Raw genomic sequence first — 24,540 nt, 5'->3', positions numbered from 1 at the left:
ATTATTAACGCTAGGTTACTACAACTTGTACCCAGTCGCCACAAGATAGACTTCGCGGGAACGAGCCCGTGAAGAGTCTGGTTTACGTGTTTTAACGACTTTAAACACTGCTTTTACCGCTTTCATGTATTCGTCAAAGCCCTCCCCCTGAAAGACTTTTACCGCAAAACAGCCATTAGGAGCCAATACTTGATGGCACATATCTAACGCCAATTCCACTAAATACATGGCACGGGGCTGATCAACACTATCTGAACCACTCATGTTGGGTGCCATATCAGACAACACAACGTCAACTTTAGCATCACCGACGCGAGTAAGTAATGCTTGAAGGACTTTATCTTCACGAAAATCCCCTTGCAAAAAATCGACGCCGACGATTGGATCCATAGGCAAAATGTCACAGGCGATGACTTTACCTCTATCTCCCGCTAATTTAACTGCCACTTGAGACCAACCTCCTGGAGCGGCACCGAGATCAACCACAGTCATGCCTGGGCGAATTAGTTGATCCTTTTGCTGGATCTCCTCAAGCTTAAACGCAGCGCGAGATCGCAAGCCCATTTTTTGGGCGAGTTTGACATAGTGATCATCAAAGTGTTCTAGCATCCAGCGATTAGAACTGGCCGTACGTTTTATACCTGACATTTAAAATCCGCAACAATTGAGAGTTACACAAAGGCTATATAAGGGTAGAATAGCCGTTTTTCAACAGTAACTCAGCAAAAGTTGGTAGAAATGAACTTAACAACCAAACAAAAACAGCATTTAAAAGGTCTAGCGCATCCGCTAAAGCCAGTGGTGCTGCTTGGTGCCAATGGATTGACTGAAGGTGTACTCGCTGAAATTGAAAGCGCACTCGCTTATCATGAACTGATTAAAGTGAAAGTAGCCTCTGCCGACAGAGAGCTAAAAAATGCCATCGTTGATGCCATAGTACGTGAAACTCAATCCGCAAAAGTGCAACTTATTGGTCATATTCTGGTGATTTATCGTCAATCACCAGAAATGAAAATTGCTTTGCCAAAGGCAAAGTAATTTTTCTTGATTTTATCGTGTTAACAAAAAGGCCATTCAATCGAGTGGCCTTTTTGTTTTCGCTGTTAATTTAAGCGATTGGCATAGCCCTAAGGTGTTTCAGAAATCACTTGTTCCTTATAATGCTCAGGCGTTAAGCCTAATAACTCAGGCAATGAGGTACCAACCGAAATCGAAGAAAATGTGCCGGTTAATATACCGATAAACATTGCAATCGAAAATCCTTCCAGCGGTCCACCGCCCATGATCCACAGCGCACCGACCGTCATTAAGGTTGTCCCTGAGGTCACCATAGTGCGAGAAAACGTCGCCACAATTGCTTGGTTGTTAATGTCTTGAATCGCAAGCTTTGGCTTAGCAATCAATAATTCACGGATACGATCAGCGATAATGATCGAATCGTTTAAGGAGTAACCTAAAATCGCCAGCACAGCCGCAAGTATAGTTAAATTAAACTCCATCTGAGTCAACGCGAAAAATGCCAGCACGAACACTACGTCATGCACTAAGGCGAATAGGGCACCCGATGCGAGTCGCCATTCGAAGCGATAACTTAAATAACCTAATATCGCCAGCATAGCGACTAATAACGCCAAACCGCCCTGCTCTGCCAATTCTTGACCAATCTGCGGCCCGACAACACTGCTGTTAAGCACTTGCACTTCAGAGTTAAGCGGCGCTAATACCTGCTGAATATCGATATTACCTTGCTCTGTATCGGCACTCTTTATATCGGAATAGCGCAACACCCAACGTCCCGGCTCACTGGCGGAGACGACACTCACCTCTTGCTGATAAGCGGCGTTGAGTAAAGGTTGCAATTCACTGCTGGTAATTTTTCTATCGATCTGCACTTCGGTGACGACACCGCCAGTAAAATCTAAGCCCCAGTTAAAACCTTTCACGCCGATGATGGTTAACGACACTAGCATCAACAAAATAGAGATAGCACTCGAAACATAACGCCATTTAGTTAGATTGATATTTTTCATGATTATACCCTCACATGACGGCTAGCATCACGCCCATAAACTAAGTTGATCAAGGCCCTTGAAGCAAAGATACCGGTAAACATGCTGGTCAATAGACCTAGACCTAAGGTCAAGGCAAAACCTTGAATTGGACCATTACCTATGGAGTAAAGCACCACTGCAGTGATCATAGTGGTGAAGTTGGCGTCAAAAATAGTAGAAAACGCGCTATCAAAACCCGTATCAATTGCCAGCGCAAAACTGCGACCTTCCTTTAACTTGTCTTTTATTCGCTCAAAAATCAGTACGTTGGTATCTACAGCCATACCGACTGTTAACACCAAGCCCGCAATCCCAGGTAAGGTCAACACAGCGCCAGGGATAAGCGCAAGTAAACCAAACAGGATCACCATATTGGAGATCAGCGCTATATTCGCCACCCAGCCGAGACGGCGATACCAAAGCGCCATAAACAGCAAGGTAATCCCCATCCCTAAACCAAGGGCCGCAAAACCGTTTTCAATGTTTTCAGCACCCAGCGTCGGGCCAATAGTGCGCTCTTCAACAATAGTCACTGGCGCCGTCATAGAGCCCGCTCGCAGTAACAGAGCTAATTGTTGTGCTTCTTGATAGGAGCCTGCACCCGTAATGCGAAAACGATCTCCAAGTTGGGATTGAATCGTCGCAACACTGATAATCTCTTGTGTTTGCTTTGCCTTACCTTGCTCATCACGGCTGTATTCGCTGTAAGACGTCGCCATAGGTTTGCCGATATTGGTACGGGAAAACTCAGACATTTTCTGCCCGCCGACACGGTCGAGGTTAATGTTCACCTCCGCCATGCCCATCTCGCCTAAACTCGCCCTCGCATCGACAATATGATCGCCACCCAGCACTGGTGTGCGGCTCACATAAATAGGCTTACCAGACTTGTCATTGAGTACCATAGCATTGACGGAGCCAGACTCTTTAACCTCGAAGAAGGCCAGACTCGCCGTAGCACCGATAACGTTTTTGGCGGCGGCAGGATCTTGTACTCCAGGCAATTCAATCCGAATTCGATGCTCCCCTTGACGCTGCACTAAAGCTTCAGTGATACCGAGTTCTTCAATACGGCTGCGCATCACTTGTAAGTTTTGCTGCACTGTCAAATTACGCAGTTTCGTTTGCTCTTCTTGGCTCAACTTAATCAGTAAACCCGCGCCATCTGCATTGGATAGCTGCCAATTAGGATAGGACTCTTTCATCATTTGACGCACGGCAGCACGGGCATCATTATCGGGCAACGTCATGTTTAACTGATGACTTTGGTCCAAATGCACGCTAGCACCACGAATTTTCTGCTCACGGATGAATTGACGTAGCGAATCAACAAGCGTCTCGGCCTGAGTTTGATAAACAGGATCAATATCAACATCGAGTAAGAACTGTACGCCACCGCGCAAATCGAGCCCGAGTTTAATCGGCTGAAAGCCTAAGTTTTGTAACCAACTTGGCGCCGCACTGGCAAGGGATAAAGTCAATTCTTTTGGCTCTGCAACCATAGAAGAGACTAAAGTTTTGACTAAGGTTTGTTGGTTATCCGCATCGAGGACAATTAAGGTTTCACCATTTTTTTGGTCGATACGTTTGACCGTCACGCCTTCAGCTTGCAGCTTATCTCGAAGGGCAATAGGTGTGAGCGTTAAACCCGCCTTCGCGCCCACCTGCACCGCCGCATCCTCACCGTAAAATGTCGGCAAGGCACTGAATAGCATCACGATAATAGTGACGATAAGCACTAAGTATTTCCAAGCTGAATAGTGATTTAGCAGCCGTTGATTGGGTTTTCTTTCCATGGGATTAACTCGCTATTTAACGCTCAGCATTTGAATCAAATCGCTAAGCGAACATATTGATATCAGTCCGAAACACATGATTGAGTACCAGCGGCTAAGCTCGTAAGGCTCAAATCATCACTGCTTACTTAAGCAGCTATAAAAAGTTTCGGTGAGTACAAAAAGGCAACAGCATGAAAAATCGATAAGAGTAGGCTCCTATCAACGTCATGCCTAAATAGGCGAGCTAAGCGGCTTGTTGGCTAAATCGATATTGAAGATTTGAGACTTTCCAACCCGAAATTCGGGCGGGGGAAGAAACAGCAGAAAGCGTCCAATCTGATGTGATATCAAGATCGGTGGGTTCAACGACATTGGATGTCGGTTCGGCAGTAAAGTCTACAGCGAGTACATATACTGGCTTGACCTCACGCACATCGTGCTGGGCAAGACTGATAAAACGCGGCGAATTTATCGGGGCAAAATCTAAGTCATCTGAATGACTTACATAGTCAGAGCTCGGACAAGGTGCTGGCTGTGATTCTGAGTCTGCACTGACTAGATCGGTATCATGACTATTCGGTGAGCCGCAGCTTTCAACGGTTTGCGCATCAGACTGTGCATTAGACTGTGCATTAGACTGTGCATTAGATTGGGCATTGAGCTGTGCATTGTCTTGGGCGATAACATCGGCATCGGGCAAACTTTGAGGCTCAGCGCTTAGCTTTGCATGGGGGGTCGAGCTATCAAGACTCACAGTATGCATCTGAGCATAATGGCGAGTTGCATCACTGCGCTGTACTGAGGGTTTTGGCGCATAGCTAGCCGAGTGCGCAATCAACATGATCGCCACGCAAACTAACATCAATCCTGTACGCCAATGTTTGACCAAAGCGTGCCCTCTTATAGAACGTTATCAAACTAAAGATGAACCTATTCACTGTTCGCTTTTGATGCTTAACTGTGGGTCCATAAAGTGAAACTCGCGCAAAAAAACAACATACACATTTCGCCAATGTTGATTTTGCTAGGACGGCAGCTTAGGTAAAAACCTACAAAGAGACAAATTAAACTTTGTCCATCTTAACCCGAATTCAACGCTGAAGCGCGATCGATATCCTTGGCTAAAGCCCTAAATTCGAGCCCTAAACTCAAGCCGTAAACAAACTTAATTCGCAGATAACAAAAAACCGCCCTAGGACGGTTTTAGCGATATCGCATGAGTCACGCTCACAACACTACAAGCAAAGTATTATAAGCAGATTATAAATACTGTACTGAGATGATTTCGTAATCTGTCATACCACCTGGCGTAGTAATAGACACTTCATCACCTTCATTTTTGCCGACTAAACCGCGGGCTATTGGTGAATTCACTGAAATCAGGTTTTCTTTAATATTCGCTTCGTCATCGCCGACTATGCGATAAGTCACTTCAACATCGGTATCGAGATTTAAAATAGTCACAGTGGCGCCAAAAATGATACGACCGTTATTCACCATCTTAGTGACGTCGATAATTTGCGCGTTAGATAACTTACCCTCAATATCACGGATACGTGCTTCACAAATACCTTGTTCCTCACGAGCCGCATGGTATTCCGCGTTTTCTTTCAAGTCGCCTAACTCTCTCGCTGAAGCAATTGCTTCAGTGATTTTAGGGCGACGGTCAAACTTGAGAATATCTAACTCTTTACGCAGCTGCTCTGCACCGACAACTGTCATAGGAACCTTAGTCATAACTTCTTTCGTCTCCTTTAAAACAAAAGCAACCCGTGCCAACGCTAAGGTCAACACAGTCAAATGAGGGTGGAATTGCGCTATTCTAATCGTTATGCGCTTTTGATGCACCAAGAACAATACATTGACGCAGCTTACCCAACCTTAAGCAGAGTTACCAGTAATCAAATTCAAATCTGTATACCTAAGGAAATTTCGCACACGTTTTAGTACGAAATGAATACAAAAATGCCCACTCGCCATTTAGACCGTGGGCATTAAGACTCAAAGCAAAAACCTCAAATAAAGGTTAACTCATTTATTCAAGCCCAGCCTCAAAGGTCAAAAAGATTTCACTAACCGTTTTATCAGCAAGGGATTTATCTGCATTAGGGCGCTCAATTGCCGCATGTAAGAGATAACGTCCTGCTGAAGGTAAGATCATTGAAACTTTACCGTCTTTATCTGAGGTAAATTCGATTTCCTCTGGTTTGTTACGATATAAGCTACCGTCTTTCATAATGGCGACTTTAACGCCTTCAACGGGCTTACCATCGAAAACAAATTGCAGGGTAGCAGCTTCGTTCTCAACAATATCTGCAGGATGAGTCACAGGCACTAGTTCTAAATATTCCCCCTTAGGCTTTAACACTTCCTCAGTTGGCTTATTACGTGTGACATAGGTTTCAACCCGCGACACATTTAAAGAACTTTCAAGTTCATAGGCTCCCTTTGGCATAGCAGCAGTTGTGGCTTTTTTATCCATACGGCTGCGTACAACCCCTTCTTTTCCTTTAACTTTATACTGAGAAAAATAACGAGGTGAAACTTCTTTTTCAAACTTATAAGTGCCATCTTGCATCAGTTGCACATCAAACACCGACTTACGTCCGCCCGTGTAACTTGAGCTTGGAGACGTTGGTTTTCCATTTGGCTGTAACACACGCACATCACTGGCACTAAAAGGTTTATCCATCATAAACACTTGATTGCTGGCAGACACATCTGAAGTAATCCACACAATTTCTTCACTTTCAGCCGAAACGTTGAAGTGGCTAGGTAAAATCCATCTGTCGTGGCTACTTGCCAATGGGCTAATACAAAGTGTGCCAAGTAATGCAATAAGACGTAATTTCATGCCTTTTCCTTAAGTTTAACAATTAATATACGGACTAAATATTTAATGGATTGACTCAACGAGCCATGCCGCTTAAGCGTATGTCGATAACGCCAGTTTCTGTCGTGGCGGGCAACTGCACAGAGAAATCTCCCGCAGCTAAATCGATATTTTGTCGTACAAGATCGCGACCACCGTGTTCACGCACCACTTCAATAAATACAGTGTAAGTGGCAGGTTCAAGCACTTTTCCCGCCTCATCTTTTAAATCCCAATCGATTTTGTAATGACCCGCGGGACGTGTCGCAGATGCAATACCGTCAACAAAGCTCATATCTTCGCGTCCGGCTTTACGCCACCAACGACGGATATCTTTCAACCATTTATGGCCTTCATCCCATACCCAAAGGCTTAAGGTTTTAACCGTTTGCCCCTTGGCATCCTCAACCCATACGGCCACATAAGGTCTGTGATATTGCCCTTCGGTAATTTCAGGCAAGGTTAAATCGACTGTCATTTTAGGCGTCGCAAACGCCACAGAACTGACAAACAAAGCACTCACCGCAATGGTGCGAATAAGATGACGCATACTCGGCCTACACTCCTTATGGAACAAAATAAACATACACAAGCCCGCAACTACTGCTGACGAGTACCATGTATAACAATGACTTTTTGAGGCGCTTGGTTTGAGGCAGCAACAAATAAGCCCCAGTGAGCGAAAATAAAATGATAAGCACAGCGCTGAGATCGAGTATCCAAGCCCAAGCTGTGCCTGTGTTACGGCCCTTATGTAAATCATTCACTACGGCAACGACACCGTAATCTAAGGTTTCGACATAGGCTTGGCCGTCGAGCAAGTCCAATGTCAGGCTGCGGTAAGTACCAGGTCCTTTGCTGACTAAACTAATTTCATCTTCATCGATATCGGCGCTCGCCATATCCATTGCCCATTCACTTTTCAACCAATGACCCGCAGCCAGACGCCATTGTGAGTCTTGGGCATTAACGGGTAACAAATAGGCAGGGATTGGCACTTGTTCCCGCTTAGGTTCCTGATCAGCTTGAGAAAACCAATTAGGATGATTTAACGTTATACCTGTCACCGCAAAAAACAGCATCAGCAACAATAAAGCCATAGACACATAAACATGAATAATGCGGGCAAAGGACAAAGACGACTTACTGACTCTTAATTTCAATGATGCACTCTCAAAAACAAACCGAAGAGAAATACCTCCAGAGTCTGCTTTCCCTATGCAGCTAAAGAGAGAAATAAGCTGCATTAAACTAATTTAATGCGCCGAGATTAAATGAGATCGATTATCAAACAGAACAAAGTTTACAAACTTTACATATTTAATACTGAAAAAGAAGTTAAAAAGTAAGAAGAAAAATAAGTGCTAAAAATAAAGCACTTAGAGGTAAATCTGTTTTTAGCACTAAAAAACCATTACCTTCGATTAAATTAGCAGCAAATGATTTATTGTATCACCTGTAAATACCTTTCAAATTCAGGAGGATAAAATCCAACATTTGGGCTAATTTTTTTGCTTAAAATTTACTTTGCCACCCTCTCGTTTACCTTATGCCAATCAGCTACAATCCGCCGCCGGCGACTTGCTGGTACTTCCAAGGAAATATCATCTTGAGTACATCTCTGCTCAAAAAAATGCGCTGCCTGCATATTGTGTGGCTCGCATTAATGCTCAACGCCTGCGTTGCACCACTATTATTAATGTCACCTCAAGGCCAGCTCATGTGGGCCTTGCTTAAACCCCTTGTCGGTTTAGACCCGAACGATGTCGGATTATTTGAACAACCGCTCATCAAAAACCGTATGCAGGAATTGCTGGGTAAAAATTACGATACCACCCTGTCCCTGCTCAAAACGGCCGACAAGATCCAACAGGAAGGTCCACTCATCTACTTAGTGTCGACTTACACCCCAGTCCCCGAAATGGCCGAAAAAGCGGGTCTAGTTTGGAACTCAGACACCAACCAAATGGCAGTCATGCTGATGAAAGGCGGTGCACCCTTAGTGATTTCTGAGCAATTCAGTAATCAGGCAGAAAAACGGGTCCCAAGTTGGCCGAAGGAATTAGCCGACTATACCGATCCACAGAAGTTACAACAAAAAGCCTTAGAAGCGGGCGCGAACCAAGTGCAGCAACAGTTAGCTGTGCCTAATGCCGTCAAAGCGGTTGCCACGGGTGAGGTTAACGCGGTTCAAAGTGCTGTCACTGAGCATGCTGTATTGCCAGCAACTATCACTGATGCGGCAGCAAAAGTAGCCACACCTGCAATGCCAGCAGTTCCAGCGGAAATAAAATCGCTGCCTGTCGTGCCAGAAGTCAAAAAGCAATAACACAGATCACCACAGTGCCTAATCAACTGGCACTGTGGTGTTCACTGTCGTTATATAACAGTGCCAACTCCCCTTCCTCGATATCCTGATTCAAGCCCTGCTTCTTATGCCTGCTATTATGCTGATGCTTATGTTGGCTCTTATGCTCACTCATAGATTAGTTATGCTTGCTAACTCTAAACTTCACTCCACGCTCTGCATCCCAGAACTAAACGGATAAGGCTTATTCAGCTTGCTGACGACTTAAAATCCAATACATCATTATTGAGTTACCCTATAAACGGCTAGATAAAAACAAACGACAGAAATTCAAGCCAGCTATAGCAAGGACATTGATAGAAAAGGGAAATGCTAAACGAAGAAAACGAAAGAAACCAAACTGCGAATAATGCGAAAGCAGATAGAGAGTGAAAACGAATAGTAAGGATATAGTGAAAAGCTAGAAAGCAAAAAGCCTGTCCGAAGACAGGCTTTTTAACTTTTTGGCTGGGGTACAAGGATTCGAACCTTGGGATGCCGAGATCAAAACCCGGTGCCTTACCACTTGGCGATACCCCAATAAACTGTGTTTAATCTTCTATCGAAGATTGCATTTTGATGGTACGGGAAGAGAGACTTGAACTCTCACACCTCGCGGCACCAGAACCTAAATCTGGCGTGTCTACCAATTTCACCATTCCCGCATCAAAATGTACCAAAATTGTCTATTCAACATTTTTGGATTTTTCTCTGATAAATCACTTTAACAGAGTTAAATATGGTAGCAATGGCGGGACTTGAACCTGCGACCCCAGCATTATGAGTGCTGTGCTCTAACCAGCTGAGCTACATTGCCAATGGCTGGGGTACAAGGATTCGAACCTTGGAATGCCGAGATCAAAACCCGGTGCCTTACCACTTGGCGATACCCCAATCAACTTGGAAACTGAGAAAAATGGCTGGGGTACAAGGATTCGAACCTTGGAATGCCGAGATCAAAACCCGGTGCCTTACCACTTGGCGATACCCCAACTAACTCTGTTTCAAACATCCGCTATCGCCGATGTTTCTAAATTCATATATCTAAAAAATGGTACGGGAAGAGAGACTTGAACTCTCACACCTTGCGGCACCAGAACCTAAATCTGGCGTGTCTACCAATTTCACCATTCCCGCACAGCTTCATGTTTACATCGTGAAGAGATGCTAGCAATCAATGCTAGAGTAAATCGTGATTCATTTTATATAAGAAATTTATCTTAAATAAAATGGTAGCAATGGCGGGACTTGAACCTGCGACCCCAGCATTATGAGTGCTGTGCTCTAACCAGCTGAGCTACATTGCCACATCGATATTACGCGCCCCTCTCAGCGAGGAACGGGGCGTATTATGCTTATTCGAGGTATCTAGGTCAACAGCTTTTTTTCGCTATTTCCCTTAGGTTAAGCTGTTCGGCTATTACTTCACCAAACTGAGCAACAGATGTGCTAAATAACACCTTGTTGCTCATACTTAGCTTAATTTATCGAGACTTACAGCGTGAATAAGCTTTGCTATACGTTAAACAGGAAATGCATCACATCGCCATCTTTAACAATATAGGTTTTACCTTCCACGCGTAACTTACCGGCTTCTTTCGCGCCAGCTTCACCTTTGTGGGCAATAAAGTCATCAAATGCCATCACTTGGGCACGGATAAAACCGCGTTCAAAATCGGTATGGATAACGCCCGCCGCTTGCGGAGCACTCGCACCCACTGGCACAGTCCAAGCACGCACTTCTTTCACGCCTGCGGTGAAATAGGTTTGCAGATTCAGTAATTCATAACCTGCGCGGATCACACGATCTAAACCTGGTTCTTCGATACCCAGATCCGCCATAAACTCATCGCGCTCCTCGATTTCCATCTCGGCCAGTTCAGATTCAATCGCCGCACATACGGCAACAACGATAGCGTTTTCAGTGGCAGCAATGGCGCGAACGGCATCTAAGTGCGGGTTATTTTCAAAACCATCTTCCGCAACGTTAGCAATATACATGGTCGGTTTTAAGGTTAAGAAGTTCAAGTAAGCCACCGCTTCCAGCTCTTCTTTCGATAAATCCATTGAACGCAACATTTTAGCTTCGTCTAAAATGGGGCGCATTTTTTCTAATACTTCCACTTCAAACTTAGCGTCTTTATCACCACCTTTAGCACGTTTCTGCTGACGCTGAACCGCACGCTCTAAACTGTCTAAGTCAGCTAACGCTAATTCAGTGTTGATGACTTCAATATCGCCAGCTGGATCAACCTTGTTAGCAACGTGAACAATGTTGTCATCATCAAAACAACGTACGACATGACCAATCGCATCGGTTTCACGGATGTTAGCGAGGAACTTGTTACCTAAGCCTTCACCTTTAGATGCGCCAGCCACAAGACCCGCAATATCCACGAATTCCATGGTGGTAGGTAACACACGTTGTGGATTCACAATCGCAGCTAACGCATCCAGACGTGGATCCGGCACAGGTACAACACCAGTGTTAGGTTCAATGGTACAAAACGGGAAGTTAGCCGCTTCGATGCCAGCCTTAGTTAACGCATTAAAAAGCGTTGATTTACCTACGTTAGGAAGACCAACAATGCCGCATTTAAAACCCATATGCTTACCTTTCTCTCGATTATTAGCTGACAAGTCACACTCATCAGCGAGGTTTAGTCGTCCTGCCCTATGGCAGCACATTACTGAATAATTAAATCACTTGAATCACTTAACACTTAAGTCTCGCCAAAGGCAAAACCTACTCCGCTTTAAAGGAGTGTAATCTGTTCATGGCTTTCACCATGTCTTGTTTAAACAAAATTTCGGTAGAACGCACGGCTTCATCTATCGCCGCCTCGATAAGCTCTTGCTCTTTAGCAGGTGCTTTTCCCAGTACGTAACCACTCACTTGATTTTTATCACCGGGATGACCGATACCTAAGCGTAAACGGTAGAAGTTTTTATCGTTAGCCAGTTTAGCAATAATATCTTTCAGACCATTGTGGCCGCCATGACCGCCACCGAGCTTAAACTTAGCCACACCGGGCGGCAGATCGAGTTCATCGTGAGCGACCAGAATCTCTTCCGGCGTGATACGAAAAAAATTCGCCAAAGCGCCAACCGCTTTACCGCTTAAATTCATATAAGTCGTTGGGATCAATAAGCGGACATCTTTACCGTGCAATACGGCTCTGGCAGTCAAGCCAAAATACTTACTGTCAGCCACTAAAGTCACGCCGCAAATTCTCGCTAACTCAAGTACGTACCAAGCCCCCGCATTATGGCGAGTGTGTGCATATTCAGCACCTGGATTAGCCAGACCAACTATTAATTTTATTTCGCTCATGACACTCAATATCGTTATTTCGTCGATGACAGCCGCGCAAAGTGCCGACTGAACTGACCATACCTGCTAAAAACGCGGCATTTTAGCACTCAAACCCCAAGTCAACAAATGCCACGTCATCGCACAGGAGCAGAACACAAGGTCAGAACACAGAACAACTCAGCGTTAATTAAGTCCCATAGCATATTTAAGGACTGTCTTTTTGAGCGGGGAATTGATGTTTGCCAACTTTAACGCGCCATTACGCAGCAGCTTTAGCGGCAGAATATCGTTGCTAAAACCGGCGTAAAACAAATCCATCGCCGTCATCATCAATTGATTATCGCGATAACGCTTGTGCTGATATTGGGCAAGCACTTCATTCGACCACCAGAGGTTATTTTGAGTTAATGCCTCTTTTATTACCGCCAAAAACGCTTCGACATCCTTAAACCCAAGGTTCACCCCTTGGCCAGCGAGGGGATTAATGGTGTGAGCGGCATCGCCTAAAATCACCACGTTCTGACTATAGTAGCGCTGGGCATGCCGACGAGTGAGGCCAAAACTGCCTTTATTCTCAACGGTAAAATCAGCGTCCAAGCGCGCTGGGAAATGTACTCTTATCTGATCTGCAAGCTGTTTATTATTAAGCTGCATTAACTGCTTAATTCGATTGGCATCGTCGTACCACACCAGCGAAGCGTTATTGCCAGGTAAAGGTAATAAGGAACGTGGCCCTTTGGGCGTAAACTGCTGCCAAGTCACATCCTGTTGCCCCTGTGCGGTGTTGATATTAATCAACATGGCCGATTGAGCGTAATCCCAACCCGAAATGCCAATTCCCGCCCATTGGCGTACCTGCGAGTGAGCACCATCGGCGCCAACCAACAACTTAGCGGTCAGTTTACTATTTGACTGTAAGTGCACGCTCACACCGTCGCTATCGCGGGCAAATGCCACCACTTTATCGGGACAATATAAGGTGATGCCAGCTAATTGTGTCATCTGTTGCCACAGGGCAAGTTGGATTAAACGGTTTTCGACTATATGACCTAAATGGCTGGCACCAATTTGCGAACTGTGGAATTGGGTGATGCAGCCATCGAGCTCCCAAGTTTCTAAGCCCAAATAAGGCACATTACGCATCTTGAGCAATGAGTCCAAGGCGCCAAGACGTTCAAGCAGCGTTTCAGAAGCCACACTGATGGCCGAGACTCGCACATCTAATGGCTGTTCGGCTTGATAAGCCTCTGGCGCAAAAGATTCAATCACCGCCACTTGCAAACCCTGTTGGGCTAATCCAATTGCCGTCGCCGCACCAACCATGCCGCCGCCGACAAGAATGACATCGAACTCAGTGCCTTCAGCATGAGTAACGTCAGCATGAGTCACGTTAGAATCTGTGGTGTCGGATATCATCTGTGCATGTGTATCTTCAATCTGGCTCATCTTACCACCTTAGTTACGACCTTAGTTAGCACCTTTAAGCCCTTCTGTATTTCTGCTCAAGCGACTTTTCACAAACCCGCTCGATTATGCCTTATATCAAGATACCACGGAAATGTTGAGCGCATTTCGATTCGAAATCCGTGAAGACATAGGCATTCAAGCCCGAATAGTTTGCTGGAAATAACGAAAGCTCAGCATGTTAACAATATTAATCTTGCCCAAATGCAGCCGAACAATAAAAACCTAGCATTTGTGAGGGTATCGCCCTTGGCAAAAGCCAACAGCTAAAAGTGTGGACAAAGCTGGTCAGCAGCCGTAACAGCAGGTAAAATGTCGCGCTATTTTTATTGGTCATCTTAGGGCGACACAACTGATGAGTAAGAAACTCCATATCAAGACTTGGGGCTGTCAAATGAATGAGTATGACTCATCCAAGATGGCTGATCTGTTAGGCGAATACCAAGGTTATACCTTGACTGAAGAAGCGTCTGAGGCAGACATTCTCCTGCTCAACACTTGTTCTATCCGCGAAAAAGCGCAAGAAAAAGTGTTCCATCAGCTAGGACGCTGGAAGACGCTTAAAGATAAAAATCCCAATTTGATTATTGGCGTGGGCGGCTGCGTTGCCTCACAAGAAGGCAAAGCCATTAAAGACAGAGCCCAATGTGTCGACATTATTTTCGGACCACAAACATTGCACCGTCTGCCCGAGATGATCGAGCAAGTGCGCCGTGGCGACAAAGCGGTTATCGATATCAGCTTCCCTGAAATAGAAAAATTCGACCGTCTGCCAGAGCCACGCGCCGAAGGCCCAACCGCGTTTGTGTCTATCATGGAAGGTTGCAGCAAATACTGCTCGTTCTGCGTTGTACCTTATACTCGCGGCGAAGAAGTCAGCCGTCCATCGGACGATATTATCCTTGAAATCGCCCAATTGGCGGAGCAAGGTGTGCGCGAAGTAAACTTGCTCGGCCAAAACGTAAATGCCTATCGCGGCGCAACTCACGATGGCGCAATTTGTACTTTTGCGGAATTGCTGCGCTTCGTGGCAGCCATCGACGGTATCGACCGCATCCGCTTCACGACCAGTCATCCAATTGAATTTACACAAGATATCATCGACGTTTACGAAGATACCCCTGAGCTTGTAAGCTTCTTGCACTTGCCAGTGCAATCGGGTTCTGACCGTATTCTCACAGCGATGAAACGCGGCCATATGGCGATTGAATATAAATCCATCATCCGCCGCCTGCGTAAAGCCCGTGAAGGCATTCAAATCAGCTCAGACTTTATCATTGGCTTCCCAGGCGAAACCAAAGAAGACTTCGCTGATACCATGAAGTTGATTGAAGACATAGGTTTCGACCACAGCTTCAGCTTTATCTATAGCGCACGTCCGGGCACGCCAGCGGCAGATTTACCTGATAACGTCGATATGGAAGAGAAAAAACAACGTCTGGCGATTCTGCAAGACCGCATCACCCAGCAAGCCATGCGCTACAGCCGCCACATGATGGGCACAGTGCAACGTATTCTGGTTGAAGGACCATCGGTGAAAAATCCTATGGAACTGCGCGGCCGTACTGAGAACAACCGAGTGGTGAACTTCGAAGGTCAACCAAAACACATTGGTACTTTCGTGGATGTCGAAATTGTCGACGTTTACACTAACTCACTGCGCGGTGTCTTTATCCGCGGCGAAGATGAAATGGATCTACGTCGTAGCCTGCGTCCGGCTGAAATTCTGGCCAAGCGCAAGCAAGATGATGAACTGGGTGTGACTCAATTTAAGCCATAAGCGTTAAATCGGCTTAACTTAAAAAATACCTATATAAAGAAGGGCGACTTAGTCGCCCTTTTGCTTTCACGCACTTTTGTTTAAGTCTACCGAGGCAATTGCTATTTTCCGTTAGCAATTATCGGCTATGGCTCGTAAACTAAAATTATCTTGCGATGGTTAACCAACCTCGTACCTTGCTTTCTTATTCGCTATTGGGAGTGCTATTTGTCCAGTAAATTAACTACCATGAATCTGTATCTCGAACCCGCAGAAACACGCCGTTTGGCTTCACTGTGCGGTCCATTCGATGACAATATCAAGCAGATAGAACGTCGCGTTGGCGTTGAAATCGTCCGTAAGAACAATCATTTCCAGATCACCGGACTGCCACGCAATTGTTTAAGCGCCAACAACTTACTAAAAGAACTCTACATCGAGACCCAAACGGTTAAAGGCAGCACGCCCGATCTTGAGCCTGAGCAAGTCCATATCGCTATTCAAGCAGCCATTGCCCTAGAGCAAGCAGACGCTAACGACGACAGCGGTATTAATATCAAAACCCGCCGCGGTGTTATTAAGCCACGCAATCCGAATCAAAGCTTATATGTGGCCAATATTACGCGTCACGATATTACCTTCGGTATTGGTCCTGCAGGAACGGGCAAAACCTACCTTGCCGTAGCAGCGGCAGTAGATGCGTTAGAGCGCCAAGAAGTGCGCCGCATTCTACTGACTCGCCCTGCGGTGGAAGCGGGTGAAAAACTCGGTTTCTTACCCGGTGACTTAAGTCAAAAGGTAGACCCCTATTTGCGTCCGCTCTACGATGCCCTGTTCGAAATGCTTGGCTTTGAAAAAGTGGAACGCCTCATCGAGAAAAATGTAATAGAAGTGGCACCGCTTGCCTATATGCGCGGTCGTACCTTGAACGATGCCTTTATTATTCTCGATGAAAGCCAAAACACCACAATCGAGCAGATGAAGATGTTCCTTACCCGTATCGGTTTCAATTCCCGTGCGGTGATCACAGGCGACATCACTCAAACCGACTTACCTAAACATCAAAAGTCAGGGCTACGTCACGCGATTGAAGTGTTAAGCCAAGTCGAAGAAATCAGCTTTAACTTTTTTGTCTCCCAAGATGTAGTGCGCCACCCAGTGGTTGCCCGTATCGTTGAAGCCTATGAAGCCTTCGAGTTAAAAGAGCAAACCTTAAAAGCCAAAAAAGAAAGCCAGTACCAAAAGCAACAGCAGGAAGCCGCAACACATGAGTCTTGAGTTAGCCTTAGATATTCAACATGCCAGCACCAGTGAGTGGCTACCAACGGACGAACAATTCGCCCTTTGGGTCACTACCGCAATTGGCAATAGCATGGATGAAGCTGAATTAACCATACGTATCGTCGATAGCCGCGAGAGCCAAATGCTCAACAATACCTATCGCGGTAAAGACAAACCGACCAATGTACTGTCATTTCCCTTTGAAGCACCGCCAGAAATTGAACTTCCTTTACTCGGAGATCTTGTCATTTGCGCGGCAGTCGTTGAAAATGAAGCCCGTGAACAACAAAAACCACTAGAAGCGCACTGGGCACACATGGTTGTACATGGTTGCTTGCATCTGCTAGGGTATGATCACATCGACGATGAAGAAGCCGAAGAGATGGAGTCATTAGAGACTCAACTCATTGAAAGCTTAGGTTTTACTGATCCATATAAGGAACAATAATTAGCTAAGATAATCCCTATCAAAAGCTAATGAGAAAACTATGAGTGACGATATCCCCCCTAGTACGAACGCCCACAAGAAAGGTTGGTTTGATAGAGTAAGTCAGCTATTTCAGGGCGAACCTCAAAATCGCGAAGATCTAGTCGATGTGATTGATGGTGCCGAGCAGCGCGATTTGATCACCCAAGACACCCGCGAGATGATAAAAGGTGTATTAGACGTTTCTGATATGCGTGTTCGGGATATCATGATCCCAAGAGCTCAAATTGTCGCCCTCCAGATAGACAACTCGGTCGAAGAGTTACTTGCGACTGTGATTGGTTCAGGTCACTCGCGCTTCCCCGTCGTTAACGAAGATAAAGACCATATCGAAGGTATATTGCTTGCCAAAGATTTGATCCCTTACGGTTTCTCCAACAGTGATGAGCCCTTCTCACTGGATCGCGTGATCCGTCCCGCCGTGGTTGTGCCCGAAAGCAAACGCGTCGATGTTCTGCTAAAAGAATTCCGCTCTCAACGCTACCATATGGCGATTGTGGTTGATGAGTACGGCGGCGTATCGGGTCTTGTGACTATCGAAGATATTCTTGAAGAAATTGTCGGCGAGATTGAAGACGAATTCGACCACGATAGCACTGAAGAAACCGAGATCCGCAAAGTTGGTAACACGGTTTATATGGTTAAAGCCTTGACGCCAATCGAAGATTTCAACGAAGAATTCAACACTGAATTCAGCGATGAAGAGTTTGATACCGTCGGCGGCTTAGTCTCACACGCCTTTGGCCATCTGCCAGAACGTAACGAGAGCATCATCATTGAAGGCATAGAATTTAAAGTCATCAATGCTGACACTAGGCGTTTAATCCAACTCAGAGTTAAACTCCCCGATCCTAATACTGGCGAAGACGTAGAATAATCACTCGTGCTAAAAAAAATCCGGGCTTTTGCCCAACAACAGTCCCAACCTAGTGCTGTGAGACTCGTACTGGCATTTGCCCTTGGCGCCAGTACGGCGCTTTCATTTGCGCCCTATTCCATTTGGATAATCTATCCGTTTGCCATGGCTATTGCCCTCTGGCACAGCCGAACGCTGAGCGCTAAGGCAAGCTTTTACTATTGGTTAAGCTTTGGATTTGGCTGTTTTGCCGTAGGGATCAGCTGGGTTCACGTGAGCATGGATACCTTTGGTGGTATGCCGCTCATTGCCTCCGTTGGGTTAATGGCCTTGTTAGCCTTGTATTTAGCCTTGTATCCCGCGCTAACTGGTTTGGCGCTGGTTTGGTTAACTAAAACGCTGAGCCATGATGGTGAAACTCGATTTGGTCTTTGGCGTAATCTCGCCCTATTCCCCGCGTTATGGACCTTGACCGAATGGGCTCGTGGCTGGGTAATGACAGGCTTCCCTTGGTTATGGGCGGGTTACTCGCAAACTCAAGGGCCGTTAAAACCCCTTGCCAGTATCATAGGCACACTGGGAATAAGTTTTGTATTGACCATGCTCGCTGGTGCATTAGCGCTTTGTTTTACTAAGCGTTATAAGAGTTTACTGCTTTTACTGCCGCTCAGTATTCTGGCAGTGTGGGCTGCGCCTAAACTTTGGGACATTCATCCTACGGGTGAAAATGTTAAAGTGGCACTGGTGCAAGGCAATATTCCCCAAAGCATGAAGTGGGAACCCGATGCCCTGTGGCCGACGCTGTTAAAATACATGGATTTATCCCGCGAACATCTGGATGCCGATATCATTATTTGGCCAGAAGCGGCAATTCCAGCGCCAGAATCTATGGTGCAGGACTTTTTAGATAACGCCAATAAAGTCGCCAATCTAAACCATACCTCAATTATCACTGGCATTATTAGCCATCAAAACAATGAGTTCTATAATTCATTGATTGTGCTTGGTAATCATAATCAGAAACAACAAGCAGGCCCAGACTATGAGGGCGATGGTAGCAATCAATTTAAGAAACACCATCTGTTGCCAATTGGCGAGTTTGTCCCCTTTGAAGCGCTGCTGCGCCCGATAGCACCTTTCTTTAATTTGCCCATGTCGTCCTTTACGCGAGGCGAATATCAACAGCCTAATCTCAGCGCACTAGGCCATAAAATCGCGCCAGCAATTTGTTATGAAATAGCCTTTCCCGAACAGTTGCGCGACAACGTTAATCAAGGGACAGATATACTATTAACTGTCTCTAACGATGCATGGTTTGGTAGCTCAAATGGGCCATTACAGCATATGGAAATCGCTCAAATGCGCGCGGTTGAATTGGGTCGGCCTCTATTACGCGCAACCAACAATGGCGTGACAGCCATAGTCGATGAGCATGGCAATATCACAGCGTCATTACCACAGTTTGAAATAGGCGTGCTAAGTGCAACTATTCCATTAGTCACAGGACAAACTTGGTTTGCAAAATTAGGCCAAATGCCCCTACTGATACTCTGTGGTTTAATCGTTCTTCTTGGTCTTGCCCGACGTTTTAAAGCGCAATAGGATTTAGGCCATGCATTACCAAGTCAATAAACAAGATGTGGCAGGTTTTACCTTAATTGAACTTGTCGTTGTGATTATTGTGCTTGGGATCTTGGCTGTGATTGCCGCGCCTAAATTTATCGGTTTAAGTAAAGAAGCGCGGGTACAAACCTTAAGCCAAGTACAGGCCAGCGTTAAAACAGCCAATATGCTAGCTTACTCAAAAACCCAAATGCCTAGCCTACTGAGCCAAGCGGTAGCTGGGCGCGATGATATTATTGATATCGACCTCAATGGTGATGGCACTCCAGATACACGATTAAAATGGGGTTACCTCGATAATACTGATGTGGAAAAATGGATCACCTCAGATGATAAACTTATCATCCAATATCAAGGCATTGATATCACTTATATAGGCTACGATCTTAACAACAATTCCTTAGTGAATGATGACCAATGCTATTTCCGCTACACCCAAGCCAGCGATGCCAGCACTGCGCCGCAATATGATATCAACACCCAAGGTTGTTAGGCTGACACTCAGTTAACCTGTGTTATCCCGCAATTGTCTGCGAATACATTAGGCTGATTGCGCGTTCCACGTTAAGGTGAACGATTAGACGTGGCCTTATACCAATCACAGTGACTGTGTCTGCATAGCCAATATGATTGGTACCATTACCTCGTTCCTTAACCAAGGTACACAGTCAAGGCAACTCTATGGCACAGCTTCGCGTGCGCTACCAAACCCACGAATTTGGGGATCTCGACATTCATGTCAGAACCCTAAGAAATAACCAAGAATTTGAAGACCTAGATGGCGAAGCTGAAAAGCTCGGTATTTCCTCCGCTACTTGGCCATTATTTGGCATAGTTTGGCCGTCTAGCCAAGTGCTATCCCATCATATGGCCGATTATCAAATTGATAATAAACGCATTCTTGAGGTTGGCTGCGGTATAGGGCTGGCAAGTCTAGTGCTAAACCACAGACATGCCGACATCACAGCAACCGACTATCACCCCGAGTCGGAAAATTTCCTTAAGCAAAATGTCGATTTAAATCATGGTCGTGCGATTCCGTTTGTTCGAACAGGATGGGCAGATGCACAAACTAATTTAGGTTTATTTGACCTCATTATTGGCAGCGATCTCTTGTACGAACAAGAACATGCCGATCTCTTATCACAATTTATTGAGCAGCATGCTAAACCAATTTGTGATGTAGTCTTAGTCGATCCCGGTCGTGGTAATCATGCCAAATTCAGTAAACGTATGGTGACCTTAGGTTACGAACATACACAACATAAACCCATTCACACTGAATTTTTATTGGCGCCCTTTGGCGGTCAAATCCTCAGCTACTCTCGTACCAACAGTTGATACAACAGCCTAATTAATGCAGATATGAGCCATTTAGGTCTAATAGAACTCTAAAAAAACGACGCTGAGGCGTCGTTTTAGCTGCATAACATCATCACCTTGATTAAGGCGTTAGCGGCTCGCGGGTAAATTCTTCATGATCACACTCTGGACAATCTGGGATGGGACTTGGAAATTCAATACTCATTTCATTGCCACAGTTAGTGCACACCATGATGCCCTGATTCACTATGTCACCACTCTTGTAGTAGCCCTGGTGCTTAAAATCTTGCGTTAACTCATGCCATTCGACTTGGCTGCGGTCGGTAATTTCACTGAGCCAATGCCAAAGCGTATTCTCTAAAGTAATCACGGTTGGGCTATGACTCAAACTATCCGCGTTCTGCTCACGGAGAAAACTCGTAATATCACGCTTTAAGAATTGTTCGACTAAAGCGAGTTCATCTTCCCCTGCCTGTTCTTTAAGACGTAAATACTCCTTACCTTGAGTGACAGAATTAAATAAGTTCTTTACAGTCATAGTGTTATCTTCTGCAAATTGAGATTTCACTTCGGTAATTAAGGCTTGATACAGTCCTAGTAACGCGTTACTTCTATCATTCATAACCAATACTCCTTCATACGAACCTTTTTAATGCATCGCTTCTAGTTTATTCTATGCAGATCTTACTCGCGCTGATATGGCGTTAGATCCAATAATAGGCGGCACTGCCGGAAATAGAGTGATGCAAGAGCAATATAATCCCTCAGAAATTGAAGCCTTAGTGCAAAAGCACTGGCATGACAACAAAACCTTCGAAGTCACTGAAGACGCAAACAAAGAAAAGTTTTATTGCCTTTCGATGTTTCCGTACCCTTCTGGCAGACTCCACATGGGACACGTACGCAACTATACCATAGGTGACGTAGTTGCACGCTTTCAACGTCTTCAAGGCAAAAACGTGCTCCAGCCTATTGGTTGGGACTCATTTGGTTTGCCCGCAGAAAATGCCGCGATTAACAACAAGACTGCGCCTGCGCCATGGACCTATGAAAACATAGAATACATGAAGAACCAGCTGAAATTGCTAGGTTTTGGTTACGATTGGAGCCGTGAAATCGCCACTTGTACCCCTGAATATTATCGCTGGGAACAATGGTTCTTCACTAAGTTGTACGAGAAAGGCCTAGTCTATAAAAAGACAGCTTCAGTCAACTGGTGTCCAAACGATGAAACCGTACTGGCGAACGAGCAAGTTCAAGACGGTTGCTGCTGGCGCTGTGATACCCCTGTGGAACAAAAAGAAATTCCACAGTGGTTTATTAAGATCACTGCCTATGCAGAAGAATTATTAAACGATATCGATACCTTAGATGGCTGGCCTGAACAGGTTAAGACCATGCAGCGCAACTGGATTGGTCGCAGCGAAGGTGTGGAAATGACCTTCGGCGTCGCAGGTCACGATAAAAGCTTCGATATCTATACCACGCGTCCAGATACCTTAATGGGCGTAACCTATGTGGCGATTGCCGCAGGTCATCCATTAGCTGAAGTCGCCGCGCAAACCAATCCTGAGCTTGCCGCCTTTATCGATGAATGCAAAAACAGCACAACATCTGAAGCCGAACTCGCGACTATGGAAAAACGCGGTGTCGCTACAGGGCTTTTCGCCATTCATCCTATCACTGGCAAGCAAGTCCCAATTTGGGCTGCTAACTTTGTGTTGATGAACTATGGCACCGGCGCTGTGATGTCAGTTCCAGGCCACGATCAACGTGACTTCGAATTTGCGAAAAAATACGGTCTGGCGATTGAAGCTGTGATCAAGCCAGTTGATGGCGACGTCGATATCAGCGAAGCCGCTTATACCGAAAAAGGCGTACTGTTTAACTCGGGAGAGTTCGACGGTTTAGACTTTGAAGCAGGCTTTAATGCCATCGCTAATAAGTTAGTTGCCGAAGGTAAAGGCAAGCGCCAAGTCAACTATCGTCTGCGCGATTGGGGTGTTTCACGTCAGCGTTACTGGGGCGCGCCAATTCCTATGGTGACCTTAGCCGACGGCACTGTGATCCCAACACCTGCAGATCAACTGCCAGTATTGCTACCAGAAGATGTCGTGATGGACGGTATTCAAAGCCCAATCAAGGCCGATAAAGAATGGGCAAAAACCCAAGTTAATGGCCAAGATGCGCTGCGCGAAACCGATACCTTCGATACCTTTATGGAATCCTCTTGGTATTACGCCCGTTACTGCAGCCCGCATGCAGACGAAATGTTAGATCCCGCGAAAGCCAACTACTGGCTACCTGTGGATCAATACATTGGCGGTATCGAACACGCTTGTATGCATTTGTTATATTTCCGCTTCTTCCACAAGTTGCTGCGTGATGCGGGTTTGGTTAACTCTAACGAGCCAGCCAAACAACTGCTGACCCAAGGCATGGTGTTGGCCGATGCTTTCTACTACATCAACGAAAAAGGCGCCCGTGTATGGGTTTCGCCTTTAGATGTAGCGACTACAGAAAAAGACGACAAGGGCCGTAGTACTAAGGCTATCGACAAGGACGGCAACGAGCTGGTTTATACCGGCATGTGCAAGATGTCTAAGTCGAAAAACAATGGTATCGATCCTCAAGTCATGGTCGAAAAATACGGCGCCGATACGGTTCGCCTATTTATGATGTTCGCCTCTCCCCCAGAATTAACTCTGGAATGGCAAGAGTCTGGCGTTGAAGGCGCACACCGCTTCATTAAACGTCTGTGGAAGCTTGCAAACGAGCATGTGAACCAAGATAACAGCGAAGCCTTAGATGTCAGCAAGTTAACTGCCGATCAAAAAGCGCTGCGCCGTGAAGTCCACAAGACGATCGCGAAAGTGACCGACGATATCGGCCGCCGTCAGATGTTCAACACTGCGGTTGCCGCCGTGATGGAACTGATGAACCATCTGCAAAAAGCGCCACAAACCACAGGTCAAGACAACGCCATTATCGGCGAAGCCTTATCAGCCATAGTGCGCTTGCTGTACCCTATCATTCCGCATGTGAGCTTTAACCTGTGGAACGAGTTAGGCAATGCAAGCAACATCGAAGACAGCCAATGGCCAGTCGTTGATGAAGCTGCGCTAGTTGAAGACAGCAAGCTCATCGTTGTGCAAGTTAACGGTAAAGTTCGCGCAAAAATCACAGTGGCTGCCGATGCTGATAAAGAATCAGTAGAAGCCTTAGGCATGAGTGATGAGCACGTGATCAAATACCTAGACGGCCTGACTGTGCGTAAAGTGATCTATGTGCCGGGCAAACTGCTTAGCATAGTGGCCAATTAACGGCTGCTAATAACTCGCTATACTCAAAGCCAATGAAGTTGCAGCATAGCTGCAACTTCA

Annotated in this window: 22 protein-coding genes and 7 tRNA genes; 10 read left to right on the top strand and 19 right to left on the bottom strand. The window is 45.7% G+C overall.

Features of this window, described 5'->3' with window-relative positions; all coding sequences use genetic code 11:
• Nucleotides 1-18 precede the first annotated feature (18 nt).
• Nucleotides 19-648, bottom strand: coding sequence for a 23S rRNA (uridine(2552)-2'-O)-methyltransferase RlmE (rlmE, locus tag L5M38_RS09820; protein ID WP_006082724.1), 630 nt, complete (start codon nucleotides 646-648; stop codon nucleotides 19-21).
• Between the two features lie 90 nt (nucleotides 649-738).
• On the opposite strand from rlmE, the gene yhbY reads away from it, so the two are divergent.
• Complete coding sequence (gene yhbY, locus L5M38_RS09815) at nucleotides 739-1,038, top strand: ribosome assembly RNA-binding protein YhbY (RefSeq protein ID WP_006082725.1); 300 nt, start codon at nucleotides 739-741, stop codon at nucleotides 1,036-1,038.
• Between the two features lie 89 nt (nucleotides 1,039-1,127).
• On the opposite strand, the gene secF is transcribed toward yhbY, so the two are convergent.
• The 7 genes from secF to L5M38_RS09780 form a co-directional block, all read right to left on the bottom strand.
• A complete protein-coding gene (gene secF, locus L5M38_RS09810) occupies nucleotides 1,128-2,030 on the bottom strand; it encodes a protein translocase subunit SecF (RefSeq protein WP_028761458.1) in 903 nt (300 codons plus the stop codon).
• Between the two features lie 2 nt (nucleotides 2,031-2,032).
• Entirely contained in the window at nucleotides 2,033-3,847 is a 1,815-nt protein-coding gene (gene secD / locus L5M38_RS09805; RefSeq protein ID WP_263178960.1) for a protein translocase subunit SecD, read from the bottom strand.
• Between the two features lie 226 nt (nucleotides 3,848-4,073).
• Nucleotides 4,074-4,691, bottom strand: a complete 618-nt coding sequence (locus L5M38_RS09800) for a hypothetical protein (RefSeq protein WP_263178959.1) — start codon at nucleotides 4,689-4,691, stop codon at nucleotides 4,074-4,076.
• A gap of 398 nt (nucleotides 4,692-5,089) precedes the next feature.
• Nucleotides 5,090-5,566 carry a transcription elongation factor GreA gene (greA, locus tag L5M38_RS09795; protein ID WP_028761461.1) on the bottom strand — a complete coding sequence of 159 codons (477 nt, stop codon included), beginning with the start codon at nucleotides 5,564-5,566 and terminating at the stop codon, nucleotides 5,090-5,092.
• Between the two features lie 298 nt (nucleotides 5,567-5,864).
• A complete protein-coding gene (locus tag L5M38_RS09790; protein WP_263178958.1) occupies nucleotides 5,865-6,683 on the bottom strand; it encodes a DUF4198 domain-containing protein in 819 nt (272 codons plus the stop codon).
• Between the two features lie 55 nt (nucleotides 6,684-6,738).
• Complete coding sequence (locus tag L5M38_RS09785) at nucleotides 6,739-7,251, bottom strand: DUF2271 domain-containing protein (RefSeq protein WP_105251693.1); 513 nt, start codon at nucleotides 7,249-7,251, stop codon at nucleotides 6,739-6,741.
• 16 nt (nucleotides 7,252-7,267) lie between these two features.
• On the bottom strand, nucleotides 7,268-7,864 hold the full coding sequence (locus L5M38_RS09780; RefSeq protein WP_212599331.1) for a PepSY-associated TM helix domain-containing protein: 597 nt from the start codon (nucleotides 7,862-7,864) through the stop codon (nucleotides 7,268-7,270).
• Between the two features lie 470 nt (nucleotides 7,865-8,334).
• Here L5M38_RS09780 and L5M38_RS09775 point away from each other — a divergent pair, with 470 nt between their 5' ends.
• Nucleotides 8,335-9,030, top strand: coding sequence for a hypothetical protein (locus L5M38_RS09775; protein ID WP_263179000.1), 696 nt, complete (start codon nucleotides 8,335-8,337; stop codon nucleotides 9,028-9,030).
• A 483-nt stretch (nucleotides 9,031-9,513) separates the two neighbouring features.
• On the opposite strand, the gene L5M38_RS09770 is transcribed toward L5M38_RS09775, so the two are convergent.
• The 10 genes from L5M38_RS09770 to L5M38_RS09725 form a co-directional block, all read right to left on the bottom strand.
• A tRNA-Gln gene (locus L5M38_RS09770) sits at nucleotides 9,514-9,588 on the bottom strand.
• Nucleotides 9,589-9,628: 40 nt separating this feature from the next.
• Nucleotides 9,629-9,713 (bottom strand) — tRNA-Leu (locus tag L5M38_RS09765).
• Between the two features lie 75 nt (nucleotides 9,714-9,788).
• Nucleotides 9,789-9,865, bottom strand: a tRNA-Met gene (locus L5M38_RS09760).
• 2 nt (nucleotides 9,866-9,867) lie between these two features.
• Nucleotides 9,868-9,942 (bottom strand) — tRNA-Gln (locus L5M38_RS09755).
• A 23-nt stretch (nucleotides 9,943-9,965) separates the two neighbouring features.
• Nucleotides 9,966-10,040: transfer RNA gene (locus L5M38_RS09750), tRNA-Gln, on the bottom strand.
• Between the two features lie 60 nt (nucleotides 10,041-10,100).
• Nucleotides 10,101-10,185: transfer RNA gene (locus L5M38_RS09745), tRNA-Leu, on the bottom strand.
• A 93-nt stretch (nucleotides 10,186-10,278) separates the two neighbouring features.
• Nucleotides 10,279-10,355: transfer RNA gene (locus L5M38_RS09740), tRNA-Met, on the bottom strand.
• Between the two features lie 208 nt (nucleotides 10,356-10,563).
• Complete coding sequence (ychF, locus tag L5M38_RS09735) at nucleotides 10,564-11,655, bottom strand: redox-regulated ATPase YchF (protein WP_028761466.1); 1,092 nt, start codon at nucleotides 11,653-11,655, stop codon at nucleotides 10,564-10,566.
• Nucleotides 11,656-11,794: 139 nt separating this feature from the next.
• Nucleotides 11,795-12,382, bottom strand: a complete 588-nt coding sequence (pth, locus tag L5M38_RS09730) for an aminoacyl-tRNA hydrolase (RefSeq protein ID WP_028761467.1) — start codon at nucleotides 12,380-12,382, stop codon at nucleotides 11,795-11,797.
• Between the two features lie 165 nt (nucleotides 12,383-12,547).
• Nucleotides 12,548-13,810 (bottom strand): FAD-dependent monooxygenase, encoded by a 1,263-nt coding sequence (locus L5M38_RS09725; protein WP_263178957.1) that lies wholly within the window; start codon nucleotides 13,808-13,810, stop codon nucleotides 12,548-12,550.
• Between the two features lie 373 nt (nucleotides 13,811-14,183).
• Between L5M38_RS09725 and miaB the strand changes: the two genes are divergently transcribed.
• From miaB to L5M38_RS09690, 7 genes are all read left to right on the top strand, one after another.
• Nucleotides 14,184-15,608 (top strand): tRNA (N6-isopentenyl adenosine(37)-C2)-methylthiotransferase MiaB, encoded by a 1,425-nt coding sequence (miaB, locus tag L5M38_RS09720; RefSeq protein WP_006082739.1) that lies wholly within the window; start codon nucleotides 14,184-14,186, stop codon nucleotides 15,606-15,608.
• A 207-nt stretch (nucleotides 15,609-15,815) separates the two neighbouring features.
• Nucleotides 15,816-16,865 carry a PhoH family protein gene (locus L5M38_RS09715; RefSeq protein WP_028761469.1) on the top strand — a complete coding sequence of 350 codons (1,050 nt, stop codon included), beginning with the start codon at nucleotides 15,816-15,818 and terminating at the stop codon, nucleotides 16,863-16,865.
• Complete coding sequence (gene ybeY, locus L5M38_RS09710) at nucleotides 16,855-17,316, top strand: rRNA maturation RNase YbeY (protein WP_105251690.1); 462 nt, start codon at nucleotides 16,855-16,857, stop codon at nucleotides 17,314-17,316. The genes L5M38_RS09715 and ybeY overlap by 11 nt, the downstream gene beginning before the upstream one ends.
• A 40-nt stretch (nucleotides 17,317-17,356) precedes the next feature.
• On the top strand, nucleotides 17,357-18,232 hold the full coding sequence (gene corC / locus L5M38_RS09705; RefSeq protein ID WP_006082742.1) for a CNNM family magnesium/cobalt transport protein CorC: 876 nt from the start codon (nucleotides 17,357-17,359) through the stop codon (nucleotides 18,230-18,232).
• A 6-nt stretch (nucleotides 18,233-18,238) separates the two neighbouring features.
• Nucleotides 18,239-19,813: an apolipoprotein N-acyltransferase gene (gene lnt, locus L5M38_RS09700; RefSeq protein ID WP_263178956.1), complete on the top strand. Its 1,575-nt coding sequence runs from the start codon at nucleotides 18,239-18,241 to the stop codon at nucleotides 19,811-19,813.
• A 10-nt stretch (nucleotides 19,814-19,823) separates the two neighbouring features.
• Nucleotides 19,824-20,327, top strand: coding sequence for a type II secretion system protein (locus L5M38_RS09695; protein ID WP_263176252.1), 504 nt, complete (start codon nucleotides 19,824-19,826; stop codon nucleotides 20,325-20,327).
• Nucleotides 20,328-20,515: 188 nt separating this feature from the next.
• Nucleotides 20,516-21,175: a class I SAM-dependent methyltransferase gene (locus L5M38_RS09690; protein WP_263146870.1), complete on the top strand. Its 660-nt coding sequence runs from the start codon at nucleotides 20,516-20,518 to the stop codon at nucleotides 21,173-21,175.
• 103 nt (nucleotides 21,176-21,278) lie between these two features.
• On the opposite strand, the gene L5M38_RS09685 is transcribed toward L5M38_RS09690, so the two are convergent.
• A complete protein-coding gene (locus L5M38_RS09685) occupies nucleotides 21,279-21,779 on the bottom strand; it encodes a zinc ribbon-containing protein (protein ID WP_028761474.1) in 501 nt (166 codons plus the stop codon).
• 121 nt (nucleotides 21,780-21,900) lie between these two features.
• On the opposite strand from L5M38_RS09685, the gene leuS reads away from it, so the two are divergent.
• Nucleotides 21,901-24,480, top strand: a complete 2,580-nt coding sequence (gene leuS / locus L5M38_RS09680; protein ID WP_263178999.1) for a leucine--tRNA ligase — start codon at nucleotides 21,901-21,903, stop codon at nucleotides 24,478-24,480.
• Nucleotides 24,481-24,540: the final 60 nt, after the last annotated feature.

This window comes from Shewanella sp. SM101 (assembly GCF_025654465.1).
GTDB lineage: Bacteria > Pseudomonadota > Gammaproteobacteria > Enterobacterales > Shewanellaceae > Shewanella > Shewanella oncorhynchi.
The sequence above is the reverse complement of the archived record's forward strand: the minus strand, read 5'-3'. Positions and strand labels throughout refer to the sequence as shown.

What these genes read in the sequence shown, in the direction of transcription:
- rlmE (WP_006082724.1), bottom strand. Translation starts at nt 648, where the DNA reads ATGTCAGGTATAAAACGTACGGCCAGTTCTAATCGCTGGATGCTAGAA.
- yhbY (WP_006082725.1), top strand. Translation starts at nt 739, where the DNA reads ATGAACTTAACAACCAAACAAAAACAGCATTTAAAAGGTCTAGCGCAT.
- secF (WP_028761458.1), bottom strand. Translation starts at nt 2,030, where the DNA reads ATGAAAAATATCAATCTAACTAAATGGCGTTATGTTTCGAGTGCTATC.
- secD (WP_263178960.1), bottom strand. Translation starts at nt 3,847, where the DNA reads ATGGAAAGAAAACCCAATCAACGGCTGCTAAATCACTATTCAGCTTGG.
- L5M38_RS09800 (WP_263178959.1), bottom strand. Translation starts at nt 4,691, where the DNA reads ATGTTAGTTTGCGTGGCGATCATGTTGATTGCGCACTCGGCTAGCTAT.
- greA (WP_028761461.1), bottom strand. Translation starts at nt 5,566, where the DNA reads ATGACTAAGGTTCCTATGACAGTTGTCGGTGCAGAGCAGCTGCGTAAA.
- L5M38_RS09790 (WP_263178958.1), bottom strand. Translation starts at nt 6,683, where the DNA reads ATGAAATTACGTCTTATTGCATTACTTGGCACACTTTGTATTAGCCCA.
- L5M38_RS09785 (WP_105251693.1), bottom strand. Translation starts at nt 7,251, where the DNA reads ATGCGTCATCTTATTCGCACCATTGCGGTGAGTGCTTTGTTTGTCAGT.
- L5M38_RS09775 (WP_263179000.1), top strand. Translation starts at nt 8,335, where the DNA reads ATGCGCTGCCTGCATATTGTGTGGCTCGCATTAATGCTCAACGCCTGC.
- ychF (WP_028761466.1), bottom strand. Translation starts at nt 11,655, where the DNA reads ATGGGTTTTAAATGCGGCATTGTTGGTCTTCCTAACGTAGGTAAATCA.
- pth (WP_028761467.1), bottom strand. Translation starts at nt 12,382, where the DNA reads ATGAGCGAAATAAAATTAATAGTTGGTCTGGCTAATCCAGGTGCTGAA.
- L5M38_RS09725 (WP_263178957.1), bottom strand. Translation starts at nt 13,810, where the DNA reads ATGAGCCAGATTGAAGATACACATGCACAGATGATATCCGACACCACA.
- miaB (WP_006082739.1), top strand. Translation starts at nt 14,184, where the DNA reads ATGAGTAAGAAACTCCATATCAAGACTTGGGGCTGTCAAATGAATGAG.
- ybeY (WP_105251690.1), top strand. Translation starts at nt 16,855, where the DNA reads ATGAGTCTTGAGTTAGCCTTAGATATTCAACATGCCAGCACCAGTGAG.
- corC (WP_006082742.1), top strand. Translation starts at nt 17,357, where the DNA reads ATGAGTGACGATATCCCCCCTAGTACGAACGCCCACAAGAAAGGTTGG.
- L5M38_RS09695 (WP_263176252.1), top strand. Translation starts at nt 19,824, where the DNA reads ATGCATTACCAAGTCAATAAACAAGATGTGGCAGGTTTTACCTTAATT.
- L5M38_RS09690 (WP_263146870.1), top strand. Translation starts at nt 20,516, where the DNA reads ATGGCACAGCTTCGCGTGCGCTACCAAACCCACGAATTTGGGGATCTC.
- L5M38_RS09685 (WP_028761474.1), bottom strand. Translation starts at nt 21,779, where the DNA reads ATGAATGATAGAAGTAACGCGTTACTAGGACTGTATCAAGCCTTAATT.
- leuS (WP_263178999.1), top strand. Translation starts at nt 21,901, where the DNA reads ATGCAAGAGCAATATAATCCCTCAGAAATTGAAGCCTTAGTGCAAAAG.